The sequence below is a fragment of the Agathobaculum hominis genome, assembly GCF_014288055.1.
GTDB lineage: Bacteria > Bacillota > Clostridia > Oscillospirales > Butyricicoccaceae > Agathobaculum > Agathobaculum hominis.
Window position 1 is genome coordinate 173,205 of sequence record NZ_JACOPK010000001.1, and the last position, 24,492, is coordinate 197,696.

Below are 24,492 nucleotides of genomic sequence, written 5' to 3' on the forward strand. Positions count from 1 at the left end.
CCGGCTTTTTTCGGGAAAATGCTGCAATGATACTTTATGGGAGAATGCAATGAATTTATGTGATATCGAAACCATCCGTGCGGTGCTTGGCCGCCACGGATTCCACTTTTCCAAGTCGCTCGGCCAGAACTTTCTGACCGACATCACGGTTCCCGAGCGCATCGCGGAGATGAGCGGCGCGCGCGAGGCCGGGAACGTTGTTGAGGTCGGCCCGGGCATGGGCTGCCTGACGGCGGAGCTGTGCCGCCGCGCGGAGCACGTTGTTTCGGTCGAGCTTGACCGTGCGCTGCTGCCGGTCCTTGCGGAGACCATGGCAGAGTTCGACAACTTCGAGGTCGTGCAGGGCGACGTGCTCGCGCTCGATCTTGCCGCGCTGTGCCGCGAGAAGTTCGGTGAGGGCAGGGCGGTCGCCTGCGCGAACCTGCCGTACTACATCACGACCCCGGCGATCACCGCGCTCATGGAGAGCGGCGCGTTCGAGCATATCACGGTCATGGTGCAGAAGGAGGTCGCGGAGCGCATCTGCGCCGCGCCGGGCACATCGGCGTATTCCGCGTTCTCGATCTATGTACAGTACCACGCGAAGGCGGAGATCCTGTTCGACGTACCGGCGGACTGCTTTGTACCGAGGCCGAAGGTGGACTCGGCGGTGCTGAAGCTCACGCCGCTCGCGCAGCCTGCGGTCGAGACGCGCGACGAAAAGCTGTTCTTCGCGCTGGTCCGCGCTGCGTTCAATATGCGCCGCAAGACGCTCGTCAACGCCCTCGGCCCGGTGCTTGCGAGCGCAATGAGCAAGGAGGAGATCGTTTCGCTCGTCGAGGCGGCAGGTCTGGACGCGCGCATCCGCGGCGAACGCCTCAGCCTTGCGGATTACGCAAAGCTGGCGGATCTTGCATCCGAAAAGCTGAATAAGGGATAAAAACGGGAAAGGGTGAGCGCACAGCTCGCCCTTTCAGCTTATCGGCTGTAGTTTCGCGACAGTCTAAAACCCGAGAAACAGCAGGATGCCGGCCAGAATGACGCTTTCCCAGTCTGTACCGCGGTCGCCGTCGGTCAGCAGAAAAAAGGCGGCGGCGAGCGTGATGAGCGCGTCGCGGTCAAGGTGCGGCAGTGATGGCAGGAGCGGGGAGAGCGGCGGTGTTTCGGGTGCGGCGGACGGCGTGCTCTCGGCCAGATAGCGGTTATACAGAATGCTCGCCTCCTTCTGCACGGTGCTCGAGCTGCCCCAGCGCGGCGCGCGCCATGCCCGCCATGCCGGCGAGGCGGAGTGCCCGGTCGAACTGGGACGCGACATCCTCCGCGACGAACGGCCGCAGTGCGCTCAGGAGCGCCCGCTTTTCCGGCCGGACGGCGGCGCGGCCGCTCTGCATGATGCCTGTGATGACCGGGAGGAGCTGTGCTTCCGGGTCGTCGGCCGGGGAGACGGCGTCCGGTGCGCCGCCCGCATCGGATGCGCCGAGCAGCGAGGAGACCGACCGGAGCGCATTCTGAAGTGCTTCCGGGTCGTTCAGCAGGCCGGAAAGGGCATCGTTATCCACGGCTCGACCCTCCCATGCTGCGGCGCAGGGCGTCGGCGAGCTTTGCGCCCTCCGGAGTGGCGGCGAGGCTGCGTGCGAGCGCACGGGCAGCGGACAGGTCACCCGAAGCAGCACGGTCGGCGGCGGCGCGCAGCAGCGCCTCGTACGACGCGGAAAGGCTGCTGACTGCTCTGCGGCCGTCGGCGCTCGAAAGCGTGCGCTCCAGAGCGGAAAGCGCGGCCTCGCCGCCTGCCTGGGCGGCAAGTTTTCTCAGAATGTCGTTCGTATCGGACATGAAGATCGCTCCTTCCAAAGGTTCTCCTTATAATGTATGCGCAGGGCACGGAAAAGTTCCCTGCGGCGCGGGGCGTGCCGGGACGGACAGCGGGAGATTTCATCAAAAATTCCTGTGAATTTTTGATTTGTGCTTTACAACGACCGTCTCGCGGTGTAAAATAACGCTATATGTGCCGCGGAGCGAAAGGAAGGAAAGTACGTGAAGGTTCTGGTTTTTTCAGACTCGCATGGGTATAACATGTCGATGGCTTACGCCATCGAGCGCGAAAAGCCGGACGCCGTGCTCCATCTCGGTGATCATACCGATGACGCGGATGACATCCGCCGCGCTTTTCCGGCGCTTACCATCTATCATGTGCGCGGCAACAACGACTTTGATATGGATGTTCCGCTGTTCGCGGTCGTGACGGTCGGCGGCGTGCGCATGTACCTGACCCACGGCCACCGGGAGCGCGTGTCCATGCTGCACAGCGGTCTTGTGCCCGCAAGGGCGAGGGAAGAGGGCTGCTCGTTTGCGTTTTTCGGCCATACGCACCGCATGATGGCCGAGAGAGAACAGGGCGTTTTCGTGTGCAATCCCGGCAGCATCAGCCTGCCGCGCGGCGGCCCGGCGAGCTATGCGCGGCTCGACATCGAGGGCGGCATGGTCCGCACGCTCGAGCTGGTCGATGAGGACGGCGCGCTGCTGCGGAAAGAGAGTTTTGTAAGGAAGTAAGGGGAAAGATCAATGCTTTTGGCGATAGACGTAGGCAACACCAACATGGTGTTCGGCATTTACGATAAGGAGAAGCTCTGCGGCTCGTTCCGCATCTCCACCAACGCGGAGCGTACATCGGATGAACTCGGTATGCAGATCGCGCAGTATTACCATTTTCACGGTCTCGACCGTCATCAGACCGACGCGGTCATCATTGCGAGCGTGGTTCCGCCCGTGATGTACACGCTCGTCAACGCGATCCGCAAGTATCTGCATGTGCAGCCGCTCATCGCGGGCCGCGATGTGGACATCGGTGTGCGCAACTGCTACGCCAATCCGCGCGAGGTCGGCGTGGACCGCCTGATCAATGCGGTCTCCGCGATGGAGCGCTACGGCAGGCCGCTCATCATCGTCGACATCGGCACGGCGACCACGTTCGACGCCATCGACGCAGAGGGCGCGTATCAGGGCGGCGCGATCTTCCCCGGACTCAAGGTCGCGATGGAGGCGCTGTTCCTCAAGGCGTCCAAGCTGCCGCGCGTCGATATTGAGATGCCCGAGCACGCCATCGGCAAGACGACCGTCCGCTCGATGCAGTCGGGCGCGGTGCGCGGCTATGTCGGCGCGCTGACCGGCATCATCACCGACATCCAGAAGGAGCTCGGCGGCAGCGCGCGCGTTGTCGCGACCGGCGGCATGGGCCGCATGATGGCGGAATACTGTCCGCTGATAGACGAGGTGGACCCGAATCTGACGCTCGAGGGTCTGCGTCTGATCTATGAAAACAATAAGGATGCCTTCCGCGGCAGGAGACTTGCTGACAACATCGGCAACATCGAAGTGACTGAGGAAGGCTGATACTGCACAAAAACCGGGAGCTTTCTCGGTTTTTGTCTTAGAAAGAGGAATGAGCCATGACAAAGAAGGAACGCATGCAGGCGGTGACGGAGCGGCTGAAGCAGGTCTATCCCGAAGCGGTCTGCGCACTGCACTATACGCACGACTACGAGCTGCTGTTCGCGACGCGGCTCTCCGCGCAGTGTACGGACGCGCGCGTGAACATCGTGACGGAAAAGCTGTTTTCTGATTTTCCGACGCTCGAGAGCTTCGCGGAGGCGAGCGAGGAGGAGATCGCGGAGGATATCCGCAGCTGCGGCCTGTTCCGCACCAAGGCGCGCGACCTGCACGCCTGCGCGGTGATGCTGCTCGCGGAGTACGGCGGCAGGGTGCCCGACACGATGGAGGAGCTGCTGCGGCTGCCGGGCGTCGGACGCAAGACCGCAAACCTCATCCTCGGCGATATTTTCGGCAAGCCGGCCATCGTGTGCGACACGCACTGCATCCGGCTGTCCAACCGTCTCGGCTTTGTTCGGGACGAGAAGGACCCGGTCAAGGTGGAAAAGGCGCTGCGGGGACTCGTCACGCCCGCAGAGTCGAGCGACTTCTGTCACCGCCTCGTGCTGTTCGGCCGGGAGCACTGCACCGCCCGTGCGCCGCGCTGCACGGACTGCCCGCTCGCGGACATCTGTCCGTCGTTCGGAAAAATGCGGTGAAAAATATACAGATTAAACAACATTCACAGAAAGTTTTCTGTGAACCTTGCAATTTACTATCTCTTTCACTATGGAAAGAATGAGGAAATTGTGGTTTAATAGTTATAATAATATTTCCCTTGCAAATGGAGGATGAAACATGGTACGCGAGGCAATGGAGTTCGTAAAGGCATATGACCCGGAACTGGGCAATATGATCGAGGCAGAATATAAGCGCCAGCAGCGCAATATCGAGCTGATCGCATCCGAGAATATCGTAAGCGAGGCAGTCATGGCGGCGATGGGCTCGGTTCTGACCAACAAGTACGCAGAGGGCTATCCGGGCAAGCGCTATTACGGCGGCTGCGAATGCGTTGATGAGGTGGAGCGTCTGGCAATCAGCCGCGTCTGCGAGGTATTCGGCGCAAAGTTCGCAAACGTTCAGCCGCACTCGGGCGCGCAGGCCAATATGGCGGTCTATCAGGCGCTCTGCAAGCCGGGCGACACCGTTATGGGCATGAGCCTGGACAACGGCGGCCACCTGACCCACGGCTCTCCGGTCAACCAGTCCGGTCTGCTCTACCACATTGTTTCCTACGGCGTAGACGACAACGGCTACATCGACTATGACGCAGTCCGCGACATGGCGAAGAAGGAGCAGCCGAAGATGATCATCGCCGGCGCTTCCGCTTATCCGCGTGCCATTGATTTTGAAAAGTTCGCTGAGATCGCACATGAGGTCGGCGCATACCTGTTCGTCGATATGGCGCATATCGCAGGTCTGGTCGCAGCCGGTCTGCATCAGAGCCCGGTTCCGTATGCGGACGTCGTGACCACCACCACCCACAAGACCCTGCGCGGTCCGCGCGGCGGCGTTATCCTCACCAATAACGAGGAGCTTGCCAAGAAGTTCAACAAGGCGATCTTCCCGGGCACCCAGGGCGGTCCGCTCGAGCACGTTATCGCGGCGAAGGCTGTCTGCTTCGGCGAGGCGCTCAAGCCGGAGTTCAAGGCTTATCAGCAGCGCGTCGTTGACAACGCAAAGGCACTGGCGGCAGCCCTCCAGAATCAGGGCTTCAATCTGGTTTCCGGCGGCACGGACAACCACCTCATGCTGATCGACCTGCGCGGCACCGGCGTTACCGGCAAGGAGCTGCAGCGCCGTCTGGATGAGGTCTACATCACCGCGAACAAAAACGCCATCCCGAACGATCCGGAAAGCCCGTTCGTCACCTCCGGCCAGCGCATCGGCACCCCGGCCGTTACCACCCGCGGCTTCGGCAAGCCGGAAATGCTGCATATCGCTGAGTTTATCTGGCAGGCAGCGACCGATTTCGACAACAAGGCTGACGAGATCCGCCGCAACGTATGCGAGATCTGCTCCCGTTTCCCGATCTACTAAGAAAAAAACGGATATTTTTCTCCCTGTTTTTGCAACAAATTATCGCATCAAGGACCGCTTTTTCATATGAAAAGCGGTCTTTGTTTATTTTTACGAAAAAAACGGTGTGGTAAAAATATTGCAAAATCCGTGTGAAAATTGAAATGTTTTGTAGAAAATGAACAAAACACTTGCCTTTCTTCTCAAATATGGTATACTATTGGTAAAGGGTTACAGTGAGAGAGACGCTTTGACCCGGGTTTGAGAGGTTAAATTAAGGGGAAATGCAAGAATGTCTATGGAACTGAAGATGAGCGGCCTCTGGCGGTATGTGCAGGATGACGAAATTCACGACGCAGAGCCGCTCGTAAAGGTCGCGCAGGATACACTCGAAAGCTGCAAGGGCGCGGGCAATGATTTTCTCGGCTGGCTGGATCTGCCGGAAAATTACGACAGGGAGGAATTTGCGCGCATCAAGCAGGCGGCGGAAAAGATCCGCAGAACGGCGGACGTACTTATCGTGATCGGTATCGGCGGCTCGTATCTGGGCGCGCGTGCGGCGATCGAATTTGTGAACGGTCAGATGTACAATCAGATCCGCCCGGAGGGCACGCCCGAGGTCTACTTTGCCGGCAACAATATTTCCTCCAGCTATCTGAACGATCTGGTCAAGATTGTCGGAGACCGGGACTTCTGCATCAATGTTATCTCCAAATCGGGTACGACGACCGAACCGGCCATTGCGTTTCGTATCTTCAAGGAGCTTTGCGAGAAGAAATACGGCCGCGAGGGCGCGAAGGAGCGCATCTTTGCGACCACGGACAAGGAGCGCGGCGCGCTCAAGCAGCTTGCGGACGATGAGGGATACGAGACCTTCGTCGTGCCGGACGATATCGGCGGACGCTTTTCCGTGCTGACGCCTGTCGGTCTGCTGCCGATGGCGGCGGCGGGCGTCAACATCGACGAGGTCATGAAGGGCGCGGCGCAGGCACGTATCGAGAACCGCCATACCACCGACCATCTCGCTGCAAAATACGCGGCGCTTCGCAGCATCCTGCACCGCAAGGGCAAGTCGATGGAGATCCTCGTCAACTACGATCCGGCGCTCGTCATGTTCGGCGAATGGTACAAGCAGCTGTTCAACGAGTCCGAGGGCAAGGACCACAAGGGGATCTTCGCCACGAGCGCGAACTTCTCGACCGACCTGCATTCTATCGGTCAGTTTATTCAGGACGGCACGCGCATGATGTTCGAGACCGTGCTCTGGGTGCGCGAGCCGCGCTCGGAGAGCATCATCAAGGAGGAAAAGGACGATATCGACGGCCTGAACTACCTCGCAGGCAAGAGCGTTCAGTTCGTCAACTCCAAGGCATATCAGGGCACGCTGCTCGCGCACGTTGACGGCGGCACGCCGAATATCGTGTTCGAGATCGACCGCGCGGATGCATGGCACTTCGGCTACCTCGTTTATTTCTTCGAGAAGGCCTGCGGCATCTCCGGCTATCTGCTCGGCGTAAATCCCTTCGATCAGCCGGGCGTCGAGGCATACAAGAAGAATATGTTCGCTCTGCTCGGCAAAAAAGGCTATGAGCAGCGCAAAAAGTATCTGGAAGGCAGAATGTAAAATACTGTTGAAAAACTCTTTCAAAAATCAGCAGACGCGCGGAAGCGCGCATAAAATGAAAATCGCGCAGCGATTTTATAAAAACCGGGGACATGTGCCTCGGTTTTTATGCTTTAAGAGGGAGAAAGTTTCCGGATGGGAACTTTCGGACGACTCGTGTTCTGCGCAGTCAGAACACATGATGTCGGAAAAACGAAGTTTTTCGACAGACTGGAGCAGGGAGTTTTCTCTGCTCCGTTTTTTTATGTAAAGTCTTGCGTTATGACAGAAATAGGGGTATAATAAACTGAAAAAGTTTTGAAGGAGGTCTGCATATGCTCATCACCGTGCTCGCGGAAAACAGTCATATCCGTGCGGTCGGCTTCGAGGGAGAGGAAATTCGCTTCCATGCTTCCGTACAGACTGAGCCGCGGCAGACCTCGGACTACTATATCCTCATGCTGACACAGCTGTTCACACTCTACGGCGTGTCCGGCGAGCGTATCACCGGCGTGGTGCTCGCGTCGGTCGTGCCGCAGCTGACGCCGACGCTCATCGACGCGCTCGCGCGCATCGCGGGCAGCCGCCACAAGCTGCTCAGCCTGTCGAGCGGCATCAAGACCGGCCTCAATATCCGCTCGGACCAGCCGCAGCAGGTGGGTGCGGACCGCGTAGCGGCGGCCGTCGCCGCCAAGGCGCGCGGCAGTCTGCCGTGCGTGGTCGTGGACTGCGGATGCGCAACAACCTTCACCGTGCTCGATGAAAACGGCGCGCTCGTCGCGTCGGCCATCACCGCGGGCGTCGAGCTTTCGCTCGAAGCGCTTCGTGCACAGACCGCGCAGCTGCCGACCGTGGCGCTCGTGCGCGGCGCAAGATATGACGTTATGGCGCGGAACACCGCGGACGCGATGCGTGTCGGCGCGGTCATGGGCGCGGCTGCCATGGTCGACGGTCTCATCGGCCGTTATGCCGCTGTCCTCGGCAAAACGCCTCGGGTCTGGCTCACGGGCGACTGCTGCCAGCTGATCGCGCCGCATCTCTCGATCGGCTGGGATCGCGCGGATGACCTTATTTTCGAGGGGCTGCGGCTCGTCTGGAGCAAAAACCGCGGCTGAGATGCTTTTCTTTGTTAAAATTTTGCCCTGTACTCGGCGGAAGGAATGCTGAGACGGGAGCGGGAGGAATAAAAATGAATAACAACAAAACCAACGTGCGCTTTCTCGCACAGCTCGGTCTGCTTGCGGCGATCGAGATCGTGATGAAGCTGATCGGCCTTGGCAGCGTTCCGGTCGGACCGCTGTATATGTCGTTCCTGACCGTGCCGATCGCGGTCGGCGCGATGACGATGGGCCCGGCGGCCGGCGCCATTCTCGGCGCGGTATTCGGTCTCGTCAGCTTCAAGGACGCGCTTTCCGGTGTGGGCATGACCGGCATGTTCTTCCAGATCAGTCCGCTGAATACCTTTGTGCTGTGCGTTGTCATGCGCGTGCTCATGGGCTTCTGCGTCGGTCTGATCTTCAAGGCGCTGCGCTTTATCGACCGCAGAGGCGGCTGGAGCTACTTTATCGGTGCGCTGAGTGCGCCGCTGCTCAATACGCTGTTCTTCATGGGATATATCGTTCTGGTGTTCTATCATACCGAATTTATCCAGAGCAAGGTCGCAGACCTCGGCGCGGTCAATCCGCTGATGTTCGTGGTACTGCTCGTCGGCGTGCAGGGTCTGATCGAGGCGATCGTATGCTGCGCGGCAGGCGGCGTGATCACCCGTGCGGTCTCGTCCTTCCTCGGCACACGCGCACCGGCCAAGACATCCAAAACGGAAGATTAACAACGGCATCCCCGGCAGGTCTATTCAGGCGGCGCCGGGGATGTGTCATCTAAAAGGAGAGAAAAATGGGAAAACAAAGCTGGAAGCCGGGCAATATGCTCAATCCTGTCCCGGCGGTCATGGTGAGCTGCGCGGACAGGGAGGGAAAGCCGAATATCATCACGATCGCGTGGGCGGGCACGGTGTGCACCAATCCGCCGATGGTGTCGATCTCGGTGCGTCCGACGCGCTATTCCTATGATATGATCCGCGAGACGGGCGAGTTCGTCATCAATCTCGTGACCGAGCCGCTGACGCGCGCGTGCGACTACTGCGGCGTTGTGAGCGGCAGGGATGTCGACAAGTTCGCGAAGACCGGTCTCACGCCCATCCCGGTCGAGGGCGTGTCCGTTCCCGGCATCGCGGAAAGTCCGGTCAGCATCGCGTGCCGCGTGGTCGAGGAGCGCGCCCTCGGCAGTCATACCATGTTCCTTGCAGAGGTCGTGGGCGTGACGGCGGATGACCGCTATCTCGACGAGACCGGTCGCTTCGATATCAACGGAACCGGCCTTATCATGTACTCGCACGGCGAATATTTCGGCCTCGGCCGAAAGCTCGGAAAGTTCGGATACAGCGTGCAGAAAAAGCCGAAACGCCGAAGAAAATAATGTGAGACGCGCGGAAGGAGAGGGCAGAATGCAGCAGGGACCTAATATCTATCAGATCAAATTCGAGCCGGACCTTCCGGAGGACGTACTGATCGCGGCGGATGTCGACGGCATGGAGCAGCGCATCTGCGGTGAGGACATCTACCCGTACTGGGAATATATTTACGAGAACGAGGGCGGCTTTGTCGAGACCGACGGGCGCTATATCCTGTGCGTGCTGCACACGGCGGGCATGCAGGGCGGCGTGGTGATGTTCTGGGACACGGCGGAGGAGGAGCTTGTGCATGTGTCGGACGGGGCGTACTGCGTCGCGGCAGTGCTGTACGAGGGCGAGGTGTACACGCTTCAGCTCGTCGAGCATTTTATGACCGAGCCGCATTTTGCGGTCTCGAAAGTGCCGTTCGGCACGATGGACTGCTTCGCGGAGACCGACCCGGTGGAGTGGGATATTCCGGTGGACATGGAAACCTTCTCGGGGCAGACGGATGACATCAAGCTGTATGTTTCCGGGGAACGCATCGCGGCGTTCATCGACGGCTGTCTGTTTGTCCGCGAGGAATGCGGCGGCTGATGCTGTAATTGAAGCAGGGAAAAACAAAAGCACGGAATGCGCGATGCATTCCGTGCTTTTTGCCGTTCTGAAAGACGACGGTCCGGTGGAGGGCGTCAGTACAGGATAACGACATGATTTTTCTGCATCCAGTTCAGCTTAGTCTGAGCGAGCATCCGAACAGCGGAGTTCGGATGATGGAAGCGGGCGGTGTACTGCGTCTGAAGGTCGACAAGATCATTGTAGGTGAGGTAGGGGTAATCTGCGCCGCCGCCGACACCGGCCGGAGAAAGACTGTAATGCAGATTGCCGTCCGGGCGGACCCACAGGGAGACTGTCTGCTCGATTCCTTTTACCATGCGGTCCGCGACAAGGGCATAGCCGTCGTCTCCCACGGCGCGGGAAAGACGATAGAGAAAGACCGCCTCGACGGAATGATGGTTGAGCGAGGTGTGTGTCGGCAGGCCCTCGCCGTTCGGGTGCCAGTAGTCCTGCACGAGCAGCGCGTCTCCGGTCGTGATGGAGGAATGATGCTCCTGTGCGTACTGCACGAGAAAATCGGCGTATTTCCGCGCCTGCGGCAGCCATTCGGTCACACCGTAGTTTTCGGCCGCATTCACCACAGCGAGCCAGAGGTCGGTGTTGAAGCGCGTGTCATAATATCCCGGCTCGATGCCGTAATCGTTTTTCAGCCATGTGCTGCCGGCGGTCGAGGGGATAAAACCGAGCTCGTTCTGCTGCTGCCGCATGACGTCCAGCATGGCGATGCCGAGCATCCGGCAGGCGCCGTCCTCCGCGTTGCGCACCATCTTGCAGGTGATGTAAGCGCCGGGAAGTGCATGGAAGTAGTTTTCGCCGTTCGGGTAATATTCGGGAGGCGCGGTGTAGTAATAGCCGCTCCAGCACCAGCGGTTGTCGTCGGTGAAGCGGTAGTTCTGCCAGTGGGTCAGTGTGTCCCCGTCGTTCCAGTCGAACAGCTGTCTGCGCGAGGTCAGGGCGAGAGAGTCGCTGAACGCGCCGGCAGGCACTGAGCCGCTCTGCACCGAGAGGGAAAAGCCGTCTGCGGTCTTTGTGACCTTGAGTGTTCCGTCGCTCGACGGCAGATATTCGATCATGCCGGTTCCGCGGTCGCGGTAGGCGAGGGGCGTGACGATGATGCTGTCGCCGCCGTCCGCGCGGATGAAGTACATGCCCTTGGGGAAGGTGCCGGCGCGGAGCGGCGCTTCGCTCCAGCGGTTCGCCTTGACGTCGTAGGTGCGCATCGTGCCCGTGCCCTTGACAGAGAGGACCGAACTTTCGTGCGTCTGCGTTCCCGACACAGGCGCAAAGCGGTCGCTGCGCACGGCGGTGTTTTCGGCATCTGTCCAGGTTCGAATGTGCTGTGTGAAGGAGGAATTGCTCGTCTCGAATTCCCGCCGCGTCACGTCGCCTGCGGTAGTATGGATCACGGCTGTTTCGACCTGCCTCGGTAGAAGAAAGCCGGAAAACAGCTGCGGAAGCAGAAAGATCGCCGCAAGCGGCACGCAGAAGAATGTCATGCGGAGCCTTCGGAAGAGGGCGGACTTTTTCGGTCGGTTCATGGGAATCACCTCATACACCATATTTTACTACAACGCGCACGCCCGGTCAATGTGCACACGACCGGATCAAAAATGGAGGGACGATAGAGCTGCACGTGAAATGGATTTTTTTGCAAAGTATTTTGTTCGTTGAATGCTTATGTTATAATAACAATATCATAATTTTGCCGGATAACATGAAAGCAGGAGGGATGCTTTATGAAATGATGGCGTTATCTGATCGCGGCGGCGGTGGCCGCAGGCAGTATGGCGGCGGGCGCAGGGGCGGTCGATACGGCGGACCGGGACGCGCTGCTCGAAACGGCGGTGGCAAGGGAGCGACCGGAAACGGCAAGTATGGTCTGATCGACACGACAGGGCAATACGTCAGCAGAAATGATTTCGACCAGATCGAGTGGAGAGACAGCCGCTATATGGGCAAGCGCGGCGGCAGGGAATCGGTAGTCGAATCGCCTTGGAGTACATTGACAATTTATAATAATGAGGGCTTACTTTCTGTAATAATTTCAAATTAGGGGTGATAGGAATGAAAAAACAGTTATACAGCCGTAAAATTGGAATTGCAGCGCTGGTAGGAGCATCGATTTTAATTTTTGTGTTGCTGCATTTTTGCCGGATGTCAATAGGTAAAATCCCAGAGCTTGAATTTTCTGGGTATGTAAATCAGTCTGATATTGTAAACAACTGCAATCTGGATCATGTGAAATTTCCGCCCGAAACAGCCTGCGCGGTTTACAAACTGAAAAAGGTGGATTCAGCGCAGGATCAGAAAAATATCAGAAAGGCACTCGGTTTAGATGAGAATGCGAAATTTGGAACGGTGTCAGACCCAATGCCGGCATCCTCCACCGCGGTGTTGGGATATGATACGGAAAGCGGACGCTGGATATATCAAACCGATCTGGCATATGATACGGGAGAAAATGTGCCGGAAAAACAGAAAGCCATCCAAATTGCCAATGATTTTATATCGAATTTGTATCCGGTCGAAACACTGGGAAATCCCACTGCCATCGCTGATATGAGCGGAGAGGAAAGAAATAAGCCTTCATCTGTTGTTCGATGGAATGTTTTCTATTATCCGACGGTGGAAAATCGGCCTGTTTATGGCGTATTCCGTATCTGTATCGCAGTTGGAGCTGAAGGGAAAATTGTTGGAGTGGAAAAGTTGGCGGGCGAATATGAGAAGATCGCACAGGTTCAGCTGTCAGACCTTCGGACGATAAAAAATAGATTTCTTGCCCAGGACTTTCTGTGTACCAGAGATGAATCACCGCAAAACAGGAAAATGGAACAGGCGGAGCTCGGATTCTATGCTGATGTGGGTGGCGAATACATTCAGCCGGTATATGTTGTTTCAAGCAATGACGGGATGACCGAAATCCTGATTGATGCGCAAAACCGTGGCGAAAGCAACGAAAATGCAGTTAGCAGGTCACGGTAAGAGACTTTTGTCGGGAAGCTGGGCGTATTAAGACTCGCCAGACTGTCATTTTGGTGAATCTGCCCAAAAAACGATCGGAATTTTCTGCACATGCTGTGAATAAATGCGTTTGACTATATGTCCTGCAAAATGTATAGTAGAAGTAGAAATATGTATTTTTTCTGTATTTTTCATACATGGACAGACCCACGGCAAGGGAGGCGATACCCGTGGAAGGAAATCCACATCAGGGGCATCGCCGGCGCATGCTTGATAAATTCGGCAGGTTCGGTGTCGATGCATTCGCAGACCATGAGCTGCTGGAGGTTCTGCTGTATTATACCATCCGGCAGGGGGACACCAACCCGGTTGCCCATGCTCTGATGCAGCATTTCGGCTCGCTCCATGCCGTCCTCGAGGCGACGGCCGATCAGCTGTGCGAGGTGGAGGGTGTCGGTCCGCGCACGGCCGAATATCTGTCGCTCATCAGCGCGAGCATGCGCCGCTATCAGACCGACCGCAACCGGGCACGGAACAGCGTGGTCCGGCTGAACGACCCGGATAAGATCGGAGCGTTCTTCGTTCCGCGCTTTGCCGCGCTGCATACGGAATCGCTTTGCGTTGCCTACGTCGACAGCAGCTGCCGGCTGATCCGCTGCGACGATCAAAGCCGCGGCAGCACCTCAAAGGTGCTTCTCGATCCGGTAGCCATCCCGCGCAGCGCCGTTATGTGCAACGCTGCCGGGGTTGTGCTCGCGCATAACCATCCGAACGGTGAGGCTCGTCCTTCGCGCGAGGACATTAGCGCTACACAGATGCTTGTCGCGCGGCTTGCTCCGCTCGACATCGCGCTGGTCGATCACTGCATCGTTGCACAGGACAGCTACTACTCGATGGCGCGCGGCGGCGAGCTCCATCTCATGATGCACGGCCGCCGGGGCTGATTTTTTTAGAATATCCTTTCGAAAAGCGGCAGGCGAGAGCCTGCCGCTTGAGACTGTCGAAAAACTATCGTTTTTCCGACAATCTGTGTTTTGACTTCGCAAAACACGGACGTCCGAAAGTTCCCATACGGAAACTTTCTCCCTCTTAAAGTATGAAAACCGAGGTACACGCCCCCGGTTGCTCTCATTAAATATTTTTGAGGATAGAGGCCTACGGGCTTATGCGTTTGCGCAGCAAACGCTTTTGAATGCGCGCTGCCGCGCGACTGCTGTTTGGCGTGAAAACAGACTTTATCGACAGACTGAGCGGCAGGCGAGAGCCTGCCGCTTTTCAATTTGTTGTTAAGGCTCATTGCCGCGGTGCCGGCGCTGACGCACGGAATAGCACTCGGAGAGAGAAGAACTTTCGGTCTCCCTGCGTTCTGCATTCGTCAGCACGCAGACTGCCGGGTTCACCGAAGGTCAGGCGACGCTTTCGGCTTCCCTGAGCATATCATCGATGCAGATCGCGTAGCCGCTTGCCGGGTCATCTACCAGAACGTGCGTCACCGCGCCGATCAGCCTGCCGTTCTGAACGACAGGTGAGCCGGACATACCCTGAAGTATGCCGCCGGTCTGCGCGAGCAGCGTCTTGTCGGTCACGCGCAGCATCATGCCGCGGCCGTATTCGTCATTTTCGGGATAGAGCCGCACGATCTGCACAGAATAACGCTGTACCTTGTCGCCGTCGATGTTCGCGATGATTTCTGCGTCGCCGGTCTGGATTTCATCGCGCGCCGCCACAGGAAGAGCGCCCTGTCCGCTCAGAAGCGAGAGGTCGGAGAGCGTACCGAAAATGCCGTGCACCGTGTTTTTTGTTACCGTGCCGATGGGACGCGCGTCGGAAAAGTCGCCCTGGAGCGCACCCGGAGCGCCGGATTTTCCGCGTGTCACAGTCTCGACCGTCGAATAGATCAGATCGCCCTCGCTGAGCGGAAGCAGGACGCCGGTTTCTGCGTCGCAGATGCCGTGGCCGAGCGAGCCGAACACGCCGGTCTGCGGATCTGCGAACGTCAGCGTGCCGATGCCGGCCATGCTGTCGCGTGCGAGAATGCCGAGACGGTATACGCCTGTCTGGTCCGTGCAGGCCGTGATCTGCACGGAGTGCGTTTCATCACCCCGCTTGATGCTGAGCTCGACCGCGCCGCCCTGAGCCGCTTTGAGCGCGGACTGAAGCTCGGCATTCGATGATACCTCTGTGCCGCCCGCGGAAACGATGATGTCGCCCTCACGCACACCGGCGTCACGCGCCGGGCAGCGTTCGCCGTCCGCTGTCTGCACCGTATCGAGCCGCACCACGAGCACGCCCTCGCTTTTCATCCGGATGCCGGCCGTGTGCCCGATCGGGACGACCTCGCGCACGGCCGCCGCCTGTACAGGGAACAGGAAAACGAGCGCCAGAAATACCGCCAGCCGTTTGATTTTTGAATGCCCCACTGCTGTCACCTCCGCTGTTAGCTTGCCGCGGCGGGCGGGCGAAAACACATGTGAAGTTTTGCTTGCCCCGGCATGAAACGGGAAATGGAAGGAAAACCCTGATTGCACGAAATAAGGGAAGAAACGACGGATATTGCGATAATATGCAGAAAAGTGTCAACGAAAACACGAAAAAAGTTGCTGAAATGAATTGAATAACGTCAGAGAGTATGGTAAAATCTTGAACATAGAAAAATAAAGGCAAAACGGTATTGTCTAAAAATATTCTGTGTGAAAGTGGTTGATAACATGGATAACATGGTTGGAAAAATTCGTATTCTTCTGGCGGACAGCGATGGAGATTTCTGCGCGGAGATGGCGGCGCTGTGTGAGAACGCAGAGGATATGGAGCTGGTAGGCATTGCGGAGAGCGGCGAGAAGGCGCTCGCCGCAGTTGGGGAGCTGCGGCCCGATCTGCTCATCACGGAGCTGTCCCTGCCCGGAATGGACGGCGTGCTGCTGCTCGAACAGCTGCGCGCGGCAGGGAACATGCCGGCGGTGTTTGTGCTTTCGGCATTCAGCAGTACGCAGGTCTGCGCAGAGTGCGCGAGCCTGGGCGTGGATGTGTTCCTGCGCAAGCCGATCGCGGCGGAAAAGGTCTGTGAGCGCATTCGGCTGTGGCGCTCGGGCAGAAAACGCATGGCGCGCGAGGAGAATGCGGTCGCACTGGAGGTGCGTGTGACCGAGGTGATCCATCAGGTCGGCGTCCCGGCACATATCAAGGGGTATCAGTATCTGCGGGAGGCGATCATGATGGCGGTCGAAGATATCGAGTCGGTCAGCGCGATCACCAAGGTATTGTACCCGTCGATCGCAAAGAAATTCCATACGACCTCGTCGCGCGTTGAGCGCGCCATCCGCCACGCGATCGAGGTGGCGTGGGACCGCGGCGACCTCGAAACCCTGCAAAGCTATTTCGGCTACACGGTTTCGGGTGTCAAGGGAAAACCGACAAATAGCGAATTTATCTCGATGATTGCCGACAGACTGCGTTTGCAGATGCGGTTTGGGGCGTAAAGCGCGGCAGGGGATGCGGGCAGGGGAGGTGAAAACTCTGCCCGTAAACCTGTCTCAAAATTTTTTTGAGAAAATCGGAATATTGTGTTGACAAATGCGGAAGACGCTGATATAATAACTCTTGTCGCTGAGAGCGAGGCGACTCGCTGACAATTGGAAATGCGAGTGTGCTGGAACTGGTAGACAGGCACGTTTGAGGGGCGTGTGTCGAACGACGTACGGGTTCAAGTCCCGTCACTCGCACCATTTCCTTTCAGTGCAGAAGTAAATACCACATGCGGATGTGGCGGAATGGCAGACGCGCTAGCTTCAGGTGCTAGTGTTCGCAAGGACGTGGGGGTTCAAGTCCCCCCATCCGCACCAATCAAGGTTCTGACAGAGGTCAGGGCCTTTTTTGTTTTCAATGGCAAATGTAAACCAAAAACAAAATATAGGTTGACAATGGCGCGGAAGTATGGTTTAATAGCTTCAGATAAAAACTGCTCCGGGAGGGGTCAACATGAATCAACCAGAAACGAAAACCGCGCCGAAATCGGCATTTACCGTCAAGGAAACCTGTTATGCAGGACTTTTTGCAGCGGTAATTGCAATCATGGCGCAGATATCCATTCCGATGCCGGGCGGCGTTCCGATGACGATGCAGACGTTCGCGGTCACGCTCGCGGCGATTGTACTGGGCGCGAAGCTCTCGACGGTTTCGACCGTCATCTATCTCATCCTCGGCGCGGCAGGCGTTCCGGTGCTTGCAGGCTTCACCGGAGGACTTGCAAAGTTTGTCGGACCGACAGGCGGCTTTCTGATCTCGTTTCCGCTGATGGCGTTTGTCATCGGCTGGGGCGTGGAGCACCGCAGGGCGTTCCCGGGTGCGTTCGTGGTCGCGCTCGTCGCAGGCACGGTGCTGAACTATGTGGTCGGCGTTGCGATGTTCTGCGCGCTGACGCAGAGCACGCTTGCAGCCGGCATCACGGCCTGTGTGCTGCCGTTCATCCCGACCGCCATTATCAAGGCGATTCTCGCTTCGGTCGTTGGATTTGCAGTAAGAAAACGCCTCAATTAAATACAAGAGCAGCCCTTCCTGCGATTGATGCAGGAAGGGCTGCTTTTTGTCTGCCGGGCTGCTTTAAAGTCGGCTGCACGCGGATTTTCCCGCCGGCACGGCGAAAGGAACGGACCGATTCCGACTGCGGCAGTAAAGTTGGCGACAGGGTTGGATTTTAAGCGCCGCTATGGTATAATAAATTGATAATTTATGGCTCCTGTTGCATCGATACATGGAGCAGAACGGAAGAACGGGGGAAGGACAATGGGGATCGTGACCGAGATGCTGACGACGCTCGGCGCAAATCTGCCGCTCGTGGCAGTCGGCTGCGCAGAGGTGCTCGCGGCGGCGGCGCTGCTCGGCAGGGCAGCCGTCATGCGCACGCAGTCGGGAAAAAACAGGGCATCGCTTGCGCCGGTCGGGATGAACCGCGATATTCAGCGCGTCCTGAGGCTGGAGAGCGGCGAGGTCATGCTCGTGCTCCGGCGCGAGGATATGATGCTGCTCGCCTGCACCGGCGATCCGGAAAAGCTGCTCGGCGTGTCATATGCGGCGCTGCGGGATAATATCGCTAATCTCAATGCCGCTTTTTCTGACAAAAGCAGATGCCGTGCGGTCTGGAAAAAATACATGGCGTGGGACGGCAGAGAAATGTTCGATGAGGCTGTACAGAGCGGCGGCGGACGCTGGATGCGCTTCATCGTCAGCCGCACGCCCGACGGTGAGTACGACCTGCTGTGCTTCCGCGACATCGCTGCACTGCACGACCGCATCGAGGAATGCGAAAAGCGCCTCGCAGGGGCGGAGGAGGAGAGCCGCGCGAAAACAACCTTCCTCTCGCGTATGTCGCACGAGATCAGAACCCCGATGAACGGCATCATCGGCATGATCTCGCTCGCAAAGAGCAGACTGCGTCCCGGAGACGAGGCGATGCAGTATCTGAACAAGGCGGACGAGGTGTCCGCTCATCTGCTCGCGCTCATCAATGACATTCTGGATATGTCGCGCATCGAGGCCGGAAAGGTCGAGCTTGAGCACAAGGTGTTCAGCCTGCGCGGTCTGGGTGATCGTCTGTATGATATGTTCGCCAAGCAGCTTCAGGCACGCGGCATCCGCTACGAGGTCAATCTGGAGGATATGACGGTCGACAGTGTCGTCGGCGACGAGCTGCGCATCAGCCAGATCATCATCAACTTCCTCTCGAACGCTGTCAAGTTCACGAGCGAGGGCGAGATCATCGTCACGTTCCGTCAGATGATGCTTCAGGATAACGTCGCGGACTTCATGTTCCGCGTTCACGATACCGGTATCGGCATGGATCACGCCTTTCTGAACCGTATTTTCCGTCCGTTCGAGCAGGAGAGCATCGAGACGGGCAGAAAATTCGGCGGCACCGGCCTCGGCATGACGATCACCGATCAGCTCGTGCGTCTGATGGGCGGCGAGATCGTCGTGGACAGTGCGCCGGGCAAGGGCTCGGATTTCACCGTGTTCCTGCATCTGCCGGTGGCGGAGCAGGCCGCCGAGACGGCGGAAGTGCCGGGCGAGACGGCAAAACAGCGCTGCGATGACGCCTTCAAGGGCTGCCGCATCCTCATGGCCGAGGACAACGAGATCAATGCGGAGATCGCGATCGAGATTCTGGGCGAAATGGGCGCACAGGTCGAGGGTGTAGAAAACGGCCGTCTTGCGGTCGAGGCGTTCGAGAATCATCCGGAAAACTGGTACGATCTGATCCTGATGGATGTGCAGATGCCGGAGATGGACGGCCGTACCGCCGCGCGCACCATCCGTGCGCTTGACAGGGCGGACGCGAAAACGATACCGATCTTCGCCCTGTCGGCGGACGCGTTCGTCGAGGACGAGCGCCTGTCCATTCAGAGCGGCATGAACGGTCACTTTGCCAAGCCGGTCGATTTCACCATGCTTCAGCAGGCGATCGGCGTCTATCTGGCGAAGCGGAAAAGAAAGGAGTAAAAGGCGTGGGACTGAAGGAGCTTTATACCGCGACGGGCGCGAAGATATTCGGCACAGCGAGCACGGTAAAAACCATCGGCGCGGCTGCGGCTGCATCGGCAGTGATTGCAGGCGCGGCGGCCGGAGTCCATGCCTTCACGAGCGGCCGGGATTTTACGCCGGACGGCGCAGGACGCGCGATACGCACCAATCAGGTGCACTTTGACGGAAGCGAAAATACGATAGGCAGGCAGGACGAGCAGACGAAAAACGGCGAGAGCGAGATATACGAGCGTGATGAAAGCGCCGAGGAGAAGCAAAAGCCGCAGACCGGCGACAGCGCGTCCTATTTGTTCGAGAATGTGAAGCAGCAGGAAAAGCCGAGCGGGCTGCTCGACAGGGACGGCACGGCGGCAGCCATCGCCGGAACGGTTCCGGCCGCCGGTGCGGCGAGCGTGCAGCCGGGGACGGTGCTCGACATTGTGAAAGACCCTGCGGCGGCGGACATCGTGCTGCATCCGAGCGACGTGGCGCAGGTAACGCCCCCGACCGGCGGCGACACGGCAAACAGCGGCGGAGACACTACACCGAACCAGCCTTTCCGGCCGGCAACGCCCGACAGCAGCAGCGGAAGCTCGTCCTCCGGCGGAGAGACCGGCGGCACGGCCACGCCGGATGCCCCTGTGACGCCGGTCACGCCGCCCGCGCCGAGCAAGCCGCAGCAGACGGACGGCAAGCCGCCCGAACAGACCTCGGAGGAAAAGGGGCCGGACATTCCCTGGTTCGACAGCGGCACGCGCTACGACGGCACGGTCACGCTGCCGAGCGACAGCGAGGTCAGGATCGTCGGACGGATCGACAGCACGGATGCCCTGTATGCCGGCCAGATCGTCAATGACGCGGATATCGTCCGCGCGCTCTATGCTTATGTCATGGCCGGCGAAAAGATCTACTACTGGACGTCGAGCGACCTCGGAAAATACATCCGTATCAACCGCGTCAGCTTTGACGGCGGCAAAACCTGGCTCACGGATTTTTCGAATAATATCGAAATCCCAAAAAGCGCCGGGGATCAGTCGATGCAGATCGATATGTCGTATCGCTTCAGTGAAAACAGCGCATGGACGGAATACAGACCGGACGAGGGAAACGCCTATATCGACTGCACGGTCGCGCCGCACCGCATTCTGGTGCTCGGCCGGGAGCTGACCGACAAGGATACGGAAATCCCGCTGGACATCGTGCTGAACAGCGATTATTCCTATAATGAATTCAGCAGAAGGCTCAATCTGTTCGCATTGCAGAGAAGGCTGTATGAGAAGCTGTACGGCTGGGACAGCGGCACATCTTATGACGAGCTTCCGCCCATCGACCGGCTGTTCTCCGGCTGGACGGAGGACGGCAGGCGCGTTTCGTGGGACTATACCTGCGACGGCGGGCGGCATGTGCTCCAGCCGTCGGATTTCGTGAAGGTTCCGGAGAACCTTACGGTTCGTCTGAAAATCAACAAGGGCATGACATATGAGCTGCAAACGCTGACCGGCTTTGACGAGAGCGCGCTGACCGAAGATGAGGGATATGGTACGCTGACGATACCGGAATATGTTCAGGCGGTTGCGCTCGAGACCGACGGCCGGGAAGAAAGCCCCGTCACCTATCTTCCGTATCTGGTGGGCACGATGGAAATTCCGGCGAGCGTTGTCTACATCAAGCCGGACAGCATCTCCTCAGTCCTCGACGCCTACCGTGTCGCGGAGGACAGCGAATACTATGCCTCGACTGAGGACGGCATCCTGACCAGCAGGGACGGCACGGAATACCTCGCGATCCCGGAGAACAACGAGAACGTCACGGTCCCGGAGAACGTTACCTCGGTCAGACTGCCGGAGAGCTACTGCGGAACGGTCACTCTTATGGCGCAGTCGGAAGACCGGATGCCCTCGGTCAATTTCGAGGAGCTGCACGGCTCTGTCATCGTGCAGCCCGAGCTGCTGAACGCATTCGTCACGAAGTACGGCAGACAGCTCGACGGAACCGAAACGACGGTCAGCGTAGACGGCGGCGACGCGAAATATGAGGTTCACGACGGCTACCTGACGCATCAGGAGGACGGCGCGGCCGTGCTCGACCGCGTGGTGACTGATGCAGAGATCTACCGGCTGCCGCAGGGGGTCGACAGGATCGCAGCGAACGCCTTTGCCGGCTCTACGGTCAAAATCCTGATTACGGACGCAAAGACCTCCTATGCGGCGGACAGCTTCAAGGACAGCATGGTCTCGTATGTGACCTGCGAGGACGAAACGCAGAAGGCTGAGATCAATAAAAAGCTCGACGAAGCGGGTGTTGCGGAGGTCGAGTTTGCGGCGTCAGGCACATCGGACGACGGCTGCTTCTACGTGAAATCGGACGGAAAGATCGTCGTAGTCAATGCGCCGGACGGCATCAGCGAGTATTACGGCGAGATCATCATTGACGGCGAGAAAAAAACGGTCGACAGCATCGCGGCGCACGCATTTGACGGCTGCACCACGCTGGAATACGTTTCGCTGCCCGAGACGGTTAAGACCATCGGCGTTTCGGCGTTCAAGAACTGTACCGCGCTCTCCGGCGTGCTGCTCGGGAGCAAGGACAGCGTGACCATCATGGAACACGCGTTCAACAACTGCACGAACCTGCGCTTTATCGCGTCGAACGCGAAAAACATGGAGCTGAAGAACGATTACGATATTCTGAGTGAATCGGGAAGCGAAACACTTTACGGACAGCTGTGGTGTCTGGCAGGCAGCGAAGGCTTCGATGACAGCTGGGGCTGCTACGAGCCGAGGAGTGACTGGCGCGACGAAACGGATATTGCAGAGTTTCGGGTCATCGACTGCAACGGAGCGAATGTCCTGTACGGCTGCAACGCCGAGGTAGAAAGCGAGCTGTGGGAAGGCAGCAGGCTGGACAGCTGGATTGCGCTGCGCGCCGCTGGTCCGCCCGCAGAGGGCGGCACGATCACCCTGCCCGAAACCACGATCGCGATCAATAACTACTGCTTCGCCCAGCTGGACTGCGCGTTCACGATCAACTGGGAGGAGCTGCCGCGTCTGGTCCACATCTATGACAGCGCCTTCGCGCAGTCCGGTCTGACAGGCGTGATTCATCCGGTTCAGTCGACGTATATGATGCTGATCAGGAATGCCGCATTTTATCAGACCAACATTGTGGAGGCAGATTTCAGCGATGTATCTCTGGAGGATTACGGTGAGTCGACACTGGCGGACTGCAAACAGCTGCAAAGCGTTTCGTTTGGATGGGTGTGCAGGAAAAGCGACGGTGAATTTATGTCGATTATTCCGACCGGCTCGTTTTACGGCTGCGATGCGCTGACAGATCTCTATTTTACCACCGAGAAGCCGATTGGACTGCTGACATGGTATCCGCACGCCCCGTTCCAGTTTGCGGACGGTATCTATGACAGAAATATCCGCATTCATGTTCCGGAAGGGTGCGAGGAAGCGTATTTCCGGGCGTGGAAGCCTATGTTCATCGGCTACACGGACGAGGAGATCGAGAACGGAACATATTATATCGATATGTCGATGTTTGAGCTCAGCTGGATGGAATGGTATTTCCCGGAGGACAGATGGCCGGAGTTTGTGCAGGCCGTCTGCGACTACCGCGCTATCCACGGCGAAAACAACCTTCGCGCGATGATGGGCATGGAGCTGCTGGAAGAGCCGGAAAATCCGGAGGAGCATAAAGAGGATTACGGCTATGCCGACCCGTTCGGCGGAGACATCGAGCTCGACATTGAAATCCCGGACGAGAACCCGGACATCACGCAGGACGGCCAGACCGCTTCCGATGAAACGATTTCGGATGAAACCGGCGGAGAAAATATCTCCGGCGAAACAGTGACCGGCGAGAGCACGCCGTCTGCCGATGCGCCGGACGGGGAGGACAGCGCGTCCGCCGACACAAACAACACCGAGCCTGCACCGGAGACGACCGATGCGGCAGAGGGAGAAAATACATGATTATCGAACAGTCAAAACAGATTATTTCCGAGATAAACCACGCGTTTATCGGCAAGAATGAGGTCATCGAGAAGGTCCTGATGACGATTTACGCAGGCGGTCACGTTCTGCTCGAGGACTGCCCGGGCGTCGGCAAGACGACGCTCGCGGTCGCGTTCTCGCGCGTGCTCGGTCTTTCGACGCGCCGCATCCAGTTTACGCCCGACACGCTGCCGTCCGACATCACCGGCTTCACCATGTGGAACCGCAAGACGGGCGAATTCGAATACCGTGAGGGCGCGGCGAACTGTCAGCTGCTGCTCGCCGACGAGATCAACCGCACTTCTCCGAAAACGCAGTCCGCGCTGCTCGAGGTCATGGAGGAGCGCACCATCACGGTGGATGGCGAGACGCACGCGCTCCCAGCGCCGTTCATCTGCATCGCGACGCAGAATCCCTTCGGCTTTGCCGGCACGCAGGCGCTCCCGGAGAGCCAGCTCGACCGCTTCATGGTCTCGCTCTCGATCGGCTATCCCTCGATCGAGGATCAGATGAAGATCATCTCGGCGCAGCGTTACGCCAATCCGCTTGACGAGCTGCATCCGGTCACGACCGCACAGAACGTCATCGAGGTGCAGAAGTTCCTCAGCTCGGTCAAGGTCATGGACGATATGCTGCGCTACGCCATTGAGCTGTGTGAAAAGACCCGCATCCATCCGCTGATCGAGCTCGGTATTTCGCCGCGCGGCGTTGCCGCACTCGTGCGCATGGCGCGTGCATCGGCGGTGCTGCATGAACGGAATTACGTCGTCCCCGAGGATATCCAGTCGGTCTTTCTCGACGTCTGCGCGCATCGACTGGTGCTGCGTCCGCAGGCGCGTGTGGACGGCATGAACGCGCGCGACGTTCTGCGCAGCATCCTGAGCGAGATCCGTCCGCCGGTTCTGTCCGCGAGGTAAGCGGAT

Annotated in this window: 23 protein-coding genes and 2 tRNA genes; 20 read left to right on the forward strand and 5 right to left on the reverse strand. The window is 58.3% G+C overall.

The window, feature by feature from the left end:
* Positions 1–49 precede the first annotated feature (49 nt).
* A complete protein-coding gene (rsmA, locus tag H8S02_RS00825) occupies positions 50–919 on the forward strand; it encodes a 16S rRNA (adenine(1518)-N(6)/adenine(1519)-N(6))-dimethyltransferase RsmA (RefSeq protein ID WP_186968801.1) in 870 nt (289 codons plus the stop codon).
* A 63-nt stretch (positions 920–982) separates the two neighbouring features.
* On the opposite strand, the gene H8S02_RS00830 is transcribed toward rsmA, so the two are convergent.
* Genes H8S02_RS00830 through H8S02_RS00840 form a run of 3 tightly spaced genes read right to left on the reverse strand, consistent with a single transcriptional unit; the run spans position 983 to position 1,812 of the window.
* The gene (locus H8S02_RS00830; protein WP_186968802.1) at positions 983–1,210 is read right to left on the reverse strand and encodes a hypothetical protein; all 228 of its coding nucleotides are present in this window, start codon (positions 1,208–1,210) and stop codon (positions 983–985) included.
* The gene (locus H8S02_RS00835) at positions 1,182–1,538 is read right to left on the reverse strand and encodes a hypothetical protein (protein ID WP_118685356.1); all 357 of its coding nucleotides are present in this window, start codon (positions 1,536–1,538) and stop codon (positions 1,182–1,184) included. The genes H8S02_RS00830 and H8S02_RS00835 overlap by 29 nt, the downstream gene beginning before the upstream one ends.
* Entirely contained in the window at positions 1,531–1,812 is a 282-nt protein-coding gene (locus tag H8S02_RS00840; protein WP_186968803.1) for a hypothetical protein, read from the reverse strand. The genes H8S02_RS00835 and H8S02_RS00840 overlap by 8 nt, the downstream gene beginning before the upstream one ends.
* A 201-nt stretch (positions 1,813–2,013) precedes the next feature.
* On the opposite strand from H8S02_RS00840, the gene H8S02_RS00845 reads away from it, so the two are divergent.
* The 9 genes from H8S02_RS00845 (at position 2,014) to H8S02_RS00885 (ending at position 10,073) form a co-directional block, all read left to right on the forward strand.
* Positions 2,014–2,529, forward strand: a complete 516-nt coding sequence (locus tag H8S02_RS00845; RefSeq protein WP_118685354.1) for a metallophosphoesterase — start codon at positions 2,014–2,016, stop codon at positions 2,527–2,529.
* A 12-nt stretch (positions 2,530–2,541) separates the two neighbouring features.
* Positions 2,542–3,369, forward strand: coding sequence for a type III pantothenate kinase (locus tag H8S02_RS00850; RefSeq protein WP_186968804.1), 828 nt, complete (start codon positions 2,542–2,544; stop codon positions 3,367–3,369).
* A gap of 56 nt (positions 3,370–3,425) precedes the next feature.
* Complete coding sequence (gene nth, locus H8S02_RS00855) at positions 3,426–4,064, forward strand: endonuclease III (RefSeq protein ID WP_186968805.1); 639 nt, start codon at positions 3,426–3,428, stop codon at positions 4,062–4,064.
* Positions 4,065–4,203: 139 nt separating this feature from the next.
* Entirely contained in the window at positions 4,204–5,445 is a 1,242-nt protein-coding gene (gene glyA, locus H8S02_RS00860; RefSeq protein ID WP_272884527.1) for a serine hydroxymethyltransferase, read from the forward strand.
* Positions 5,446–5,716: 271 nt separating this feature from the next.
* A complete protein-coding gene (locus tag H8S02_RS00865) occupies positions 5,717–7,048 on the forward strand; it encodes a glucose-6-phosphate isomerase (protein WP_186968806.1) in 1,332 nt (443 codons plus the stop codon).
* Between the two features lie 314 nt (positions 7,049–7,362).
* Entirely contained in the window at positions 7,363–8,142 is a 780-nt protein-coding gene (locus H8S02_RS00870; protein WP_186968807.1) for a type III pantothenate kinase, read from the forward strand.
* 74 nt (positions 8,143–8,216) lie between these two features.
* Positions 8,217–8,855 (forward strand): ECF transporter S component, encoded by a 639-nt coding sequence (locus H8S02_RS00875; RefSeq protein WP_186968808.1) that lies wholly within the window; start codon positions 8,217–8,219, stop codon positions 8,853–8,855.
* Positions 8,856–8,920: 65 nt separating this feature from the next.
* A complete protein-coding gene (locus H8S02_RS00880) occupies positions 8,921–9,502 on the forward strand; it encodes a flavin reductase family protein (RefSeq protein ID WP_186968809.1) in 582 nt (193 codons plus the stop codon).
* 28 nt (positions 9,503–9,530) lie between these two features.
* Positions 9,531–10,073, forward strand: a complete 543-nt coding sequence (locus H8S02_RS00885) for a hypothetical protein (RefSeq protein WP_186968810.1) — start codon at positions 9,531–9,533, stop codon at positions 10,071–10,073.
* A 95-nt stretch (positions 10,074–10,168) separates the two neighbouring features.
* Here the strand turns inward: H8S02_RS00885 and H8S02_RS00890 are convergent, their stop codons facing one another.
* The gene (locus H8S02_RS00890; RefSeq protein WP_186968811.1) at positions 10,169–11,590 is read right to left on the reverse strand and encodes a hypothetical protein; all 1,422 of its coding nucleotides are present in this window, start codon (positions 11,588–11,590) and stop codon (positions 10,169–10,171) included.
* Positions 11,591–11,727: 137 nt separating this feature from the next.
* On the opposite strand from H8S02_RS00890, the gene H8S02_RS00895 reads away from it, so the two are divergent.
* The 3 genes from H8S02_RS00895 (at position 11,728) to H8S02_RS00905 (ending at position 13,999) form a co-directional block, all read left to right on the forward strand.
* Entirely contained in the window at positions 11,728–12,147 is a 420-nt protein-coding gene (locus H8S02_RS00895) for a hypothetical protein (RefSeq protein ID WP_186968812.1), read from the forward strand.
* 11 nt (positions 12,148–12,158) lie between these two features.
* Positions 12,159–13,076, forward strand: a complete 918-nt coding sequence (locus H8S02_RS00900; protein ID WP_186968813.1) for a hypothetical protein — start codon at positions 12,159–12,161, stop codon at positions 13,074–13,076.
* Between the two features lie 209 nt (positions 13,077–13,285).
* Positions 13,286–13,999, forward strand: a complete 714-nt coding sequence (locus H8S02_RS00905; RefSeq protein ID WP_186968814.1) for a JAB domain-containing protein — start codon at positions 13,286–13,288, stop codon at positions 13,997–13,999.
* Between the two features lie 462 nt (positions 14,000–14,461).
* Here the strand turns inward: H8S02_RS00905 and spoIVB are convergent, their stop codons facing one another.
* A complete protein-coding gene (spoIVB, locus tag H8S02_RS00910) occupies positions 14,462–15,475 on the reverse strand; it encodes a SpoIVB peptidase (protein ID WP_186968815.1) in 1,014 nt (337 codons plus the stop codon).
* Between the two features lie 288 nt (positions 15,476–15,763).
* Between spoIVB and spo0A the strand changes: the two genes are divergently transcribed.
* The 7 genes from spo0A (at position 15,764) to H8S02_RS00945 (ending at position 24,486) form a co-directional block, all read left to right on the forward strand.
* Entirely contained in the window at positions 15,764–16,531 is a 768-nt protein-coding gene (gene spo0A, locus H8S02_RS00915) for a sporulation transcription factor Spo0A (protein WP_243166345.1), read from the forward strand.
* A gap of 161 nt (positions 16,532–16,692) precedes the next feature.
* Positions 16,693–16,777 (forward strand) — tRNA-Leu (locus tag H8S02_RS00920).
* A 31-nt stretch (positions 16,778–16,808) separates the two neighbouring features.
* A tRNA-Leu gene (locus H8S02_RS00925) sits at positions 16,809–16,894 on the forward strand.
* A 136-nt stretch (positions 16,895–17,030) separates the two neighbouring features.
* Positions 17,031–17,588 carry a biotin transporter BioY gene (locus tag H8S02_RS00930; protein ID WP_186968816.1) on the forward strand — a complete coding sequence of 186 codons (558 nt, stop codon included), beginning with the start codon at positions 17,031–17,033 and terminating at the stop codon, positions 17,586–17,588.
* A 246-nt stretch (positions 17,589–17,834) separates the two neighbouring features.
* Positions 17,835–19,547, forward strand: coding sequence for an ATP-binding protein (locus H8S02_RS00935; protein ID WP_186968817.1), 1,713 nt, complete (start codon positions 17,835–17,837; stop codon positions 19,545–19,547).
* A gap of 5 nt (positions 19,548–19,552) precedes the next feature.
* On the forward strand, positions 19,553–23,548 hold the full coding sequence (locus H8S02_RS00940; RefSeq protein ID WP_186968818.1) for a leucine-rich repeat domain-containing protein: 3,996 nt from the start codon (positions 19,553–19,555) through the stop codon (positions 23,546–23,548).
* On the forward strand, positions 23,545–24,486 hold the full coding sequence (locus H8S02_RS00945; protein WP_186968819.1) for an AAA family ATPase: 942 nt from the start codon (positions 23,545–23,547) through the stop codon (positions 24,484–24,486). Before H8S02_RS00940 ends, H8S02_RS00945 begins: the two co-directional genes overlap by 4 nt.
* The last annotated feature ends 6 nt before the right edge of the window (positions 24,487–24,492 follow it).

Excerpts from the sequence above, each read along its gene's own strand:
- rsmA (WP_186968801.1), top strand. The coding sequence starts at position 50 with ATGAATTTATGTGATATCGAAACCATCCGTGCGGTGCTTGGCCGCCAC.
- H8S02_RS00840 (WP_186968803.1), bottom strand. The coding sequence starts at position 1,812 with ATGTCCGATACGAACGACATTCTGAGAAAACTTGCCGCCCAGGCAGGC.
- H8S02_RS00850 (WP_186968804.1), top strand. The coding sequence starts at position 2,542 with ATGCTTTTGGCGATAGACGTAGGCAACACCAACATGGTGTTCGGCATT.
- nth (WP_186968805.1), top strand. The coding sequence starts at position 3,426 with ATGACAAAGAAGGAACGCATGCAGGCGGTGACGGAGCGGCTGAAGCAG.
- glyA (WP_272884527.1), top strand. The coding sequence starts at position 4,204 with ATGGTACGCGAGGCAATGGAGTTCGTAAAGGCATATGACCCGGAACTG.
- H8S02_RS00865 (WP_186968806.1), top strand. The coding sequence starts at position 5,717 with ATGTCTATGGAACTGAAGATGAGCGGCCTCTGGCGGTATGTGCAGGAT.
- H8S02_RS00870 (WP_186968807.1), top strand. The coding sequence starts at position 7,363 with ATGCTCATCACCGTGCTCGCGGAAAACAGTCATATCCGTGCGGTCGGC.
- H8S02_RS00875 (WP_186968808.1), top strand. The coding sequence starts at position 8,217 with ATGAATAACAACAAAACCAACGTGCGCTTTCTCGCACAGCTCGGTCTG.
- H8S02_RS00880 (WP_186968809.1), top strand. The coding sequence starts at position 8,921 with ATGGGAAAACAAAGCTGGAAGCCGGGCAATATGCTCAATCCTGTCCCG.
- H8S02_RS00885 (WP_186968810.1), top strand. The coding sequence starts at position 9,531 with ATGCAGCAGGGACCTAATATCTATCAGATCAAATTCGAGCCGGACCTT.
- H8S02_RS00890 (WP_186968811.1), bottom strand. The coding sequence starts at position 11,590 with ATGACATTCTTCTGCGTGCCGCTTGCGGCGATCTTTCTGCTTCCGCAG.
- H8S02_RS00900 (WP_186968813.1), top strand. The coding sequence starts at position 12,159 with ATGAAAAAACAGTTATACAGCCGTAAAATTGGAATTGCAGCGCTGGTA.
- spo0A (WP_243166345.1), top strand. The coding sequence starts at position 15,764 with ATGGATAACATGGTTGGAAAAATTCGTATTCTTCTGGCGGACAGCGAT.
- H8S02_RS00930 (WP_186968816.1), top strand. The coding sequence starts at position 17,031 with ATGAATCAACCAGAAACGAAAACCGCGCCGAAATCGGCATTTACCGTC.
- H8S02_RS00935 (WP_186968817.1), top strand. The coding sequence starts at position 17,835 with ATGGGGATCGTGACCGAGATGCTGACGACGCTCGGCGCAAATCTGCCG.
- H8S02_RS00945 (WP_186968819.1), top strand. The coding sequence starts at position 23,545 with ATGATTATCGAACAGTCAAAACAGATTATTTCCGAGATAAACCACGCG.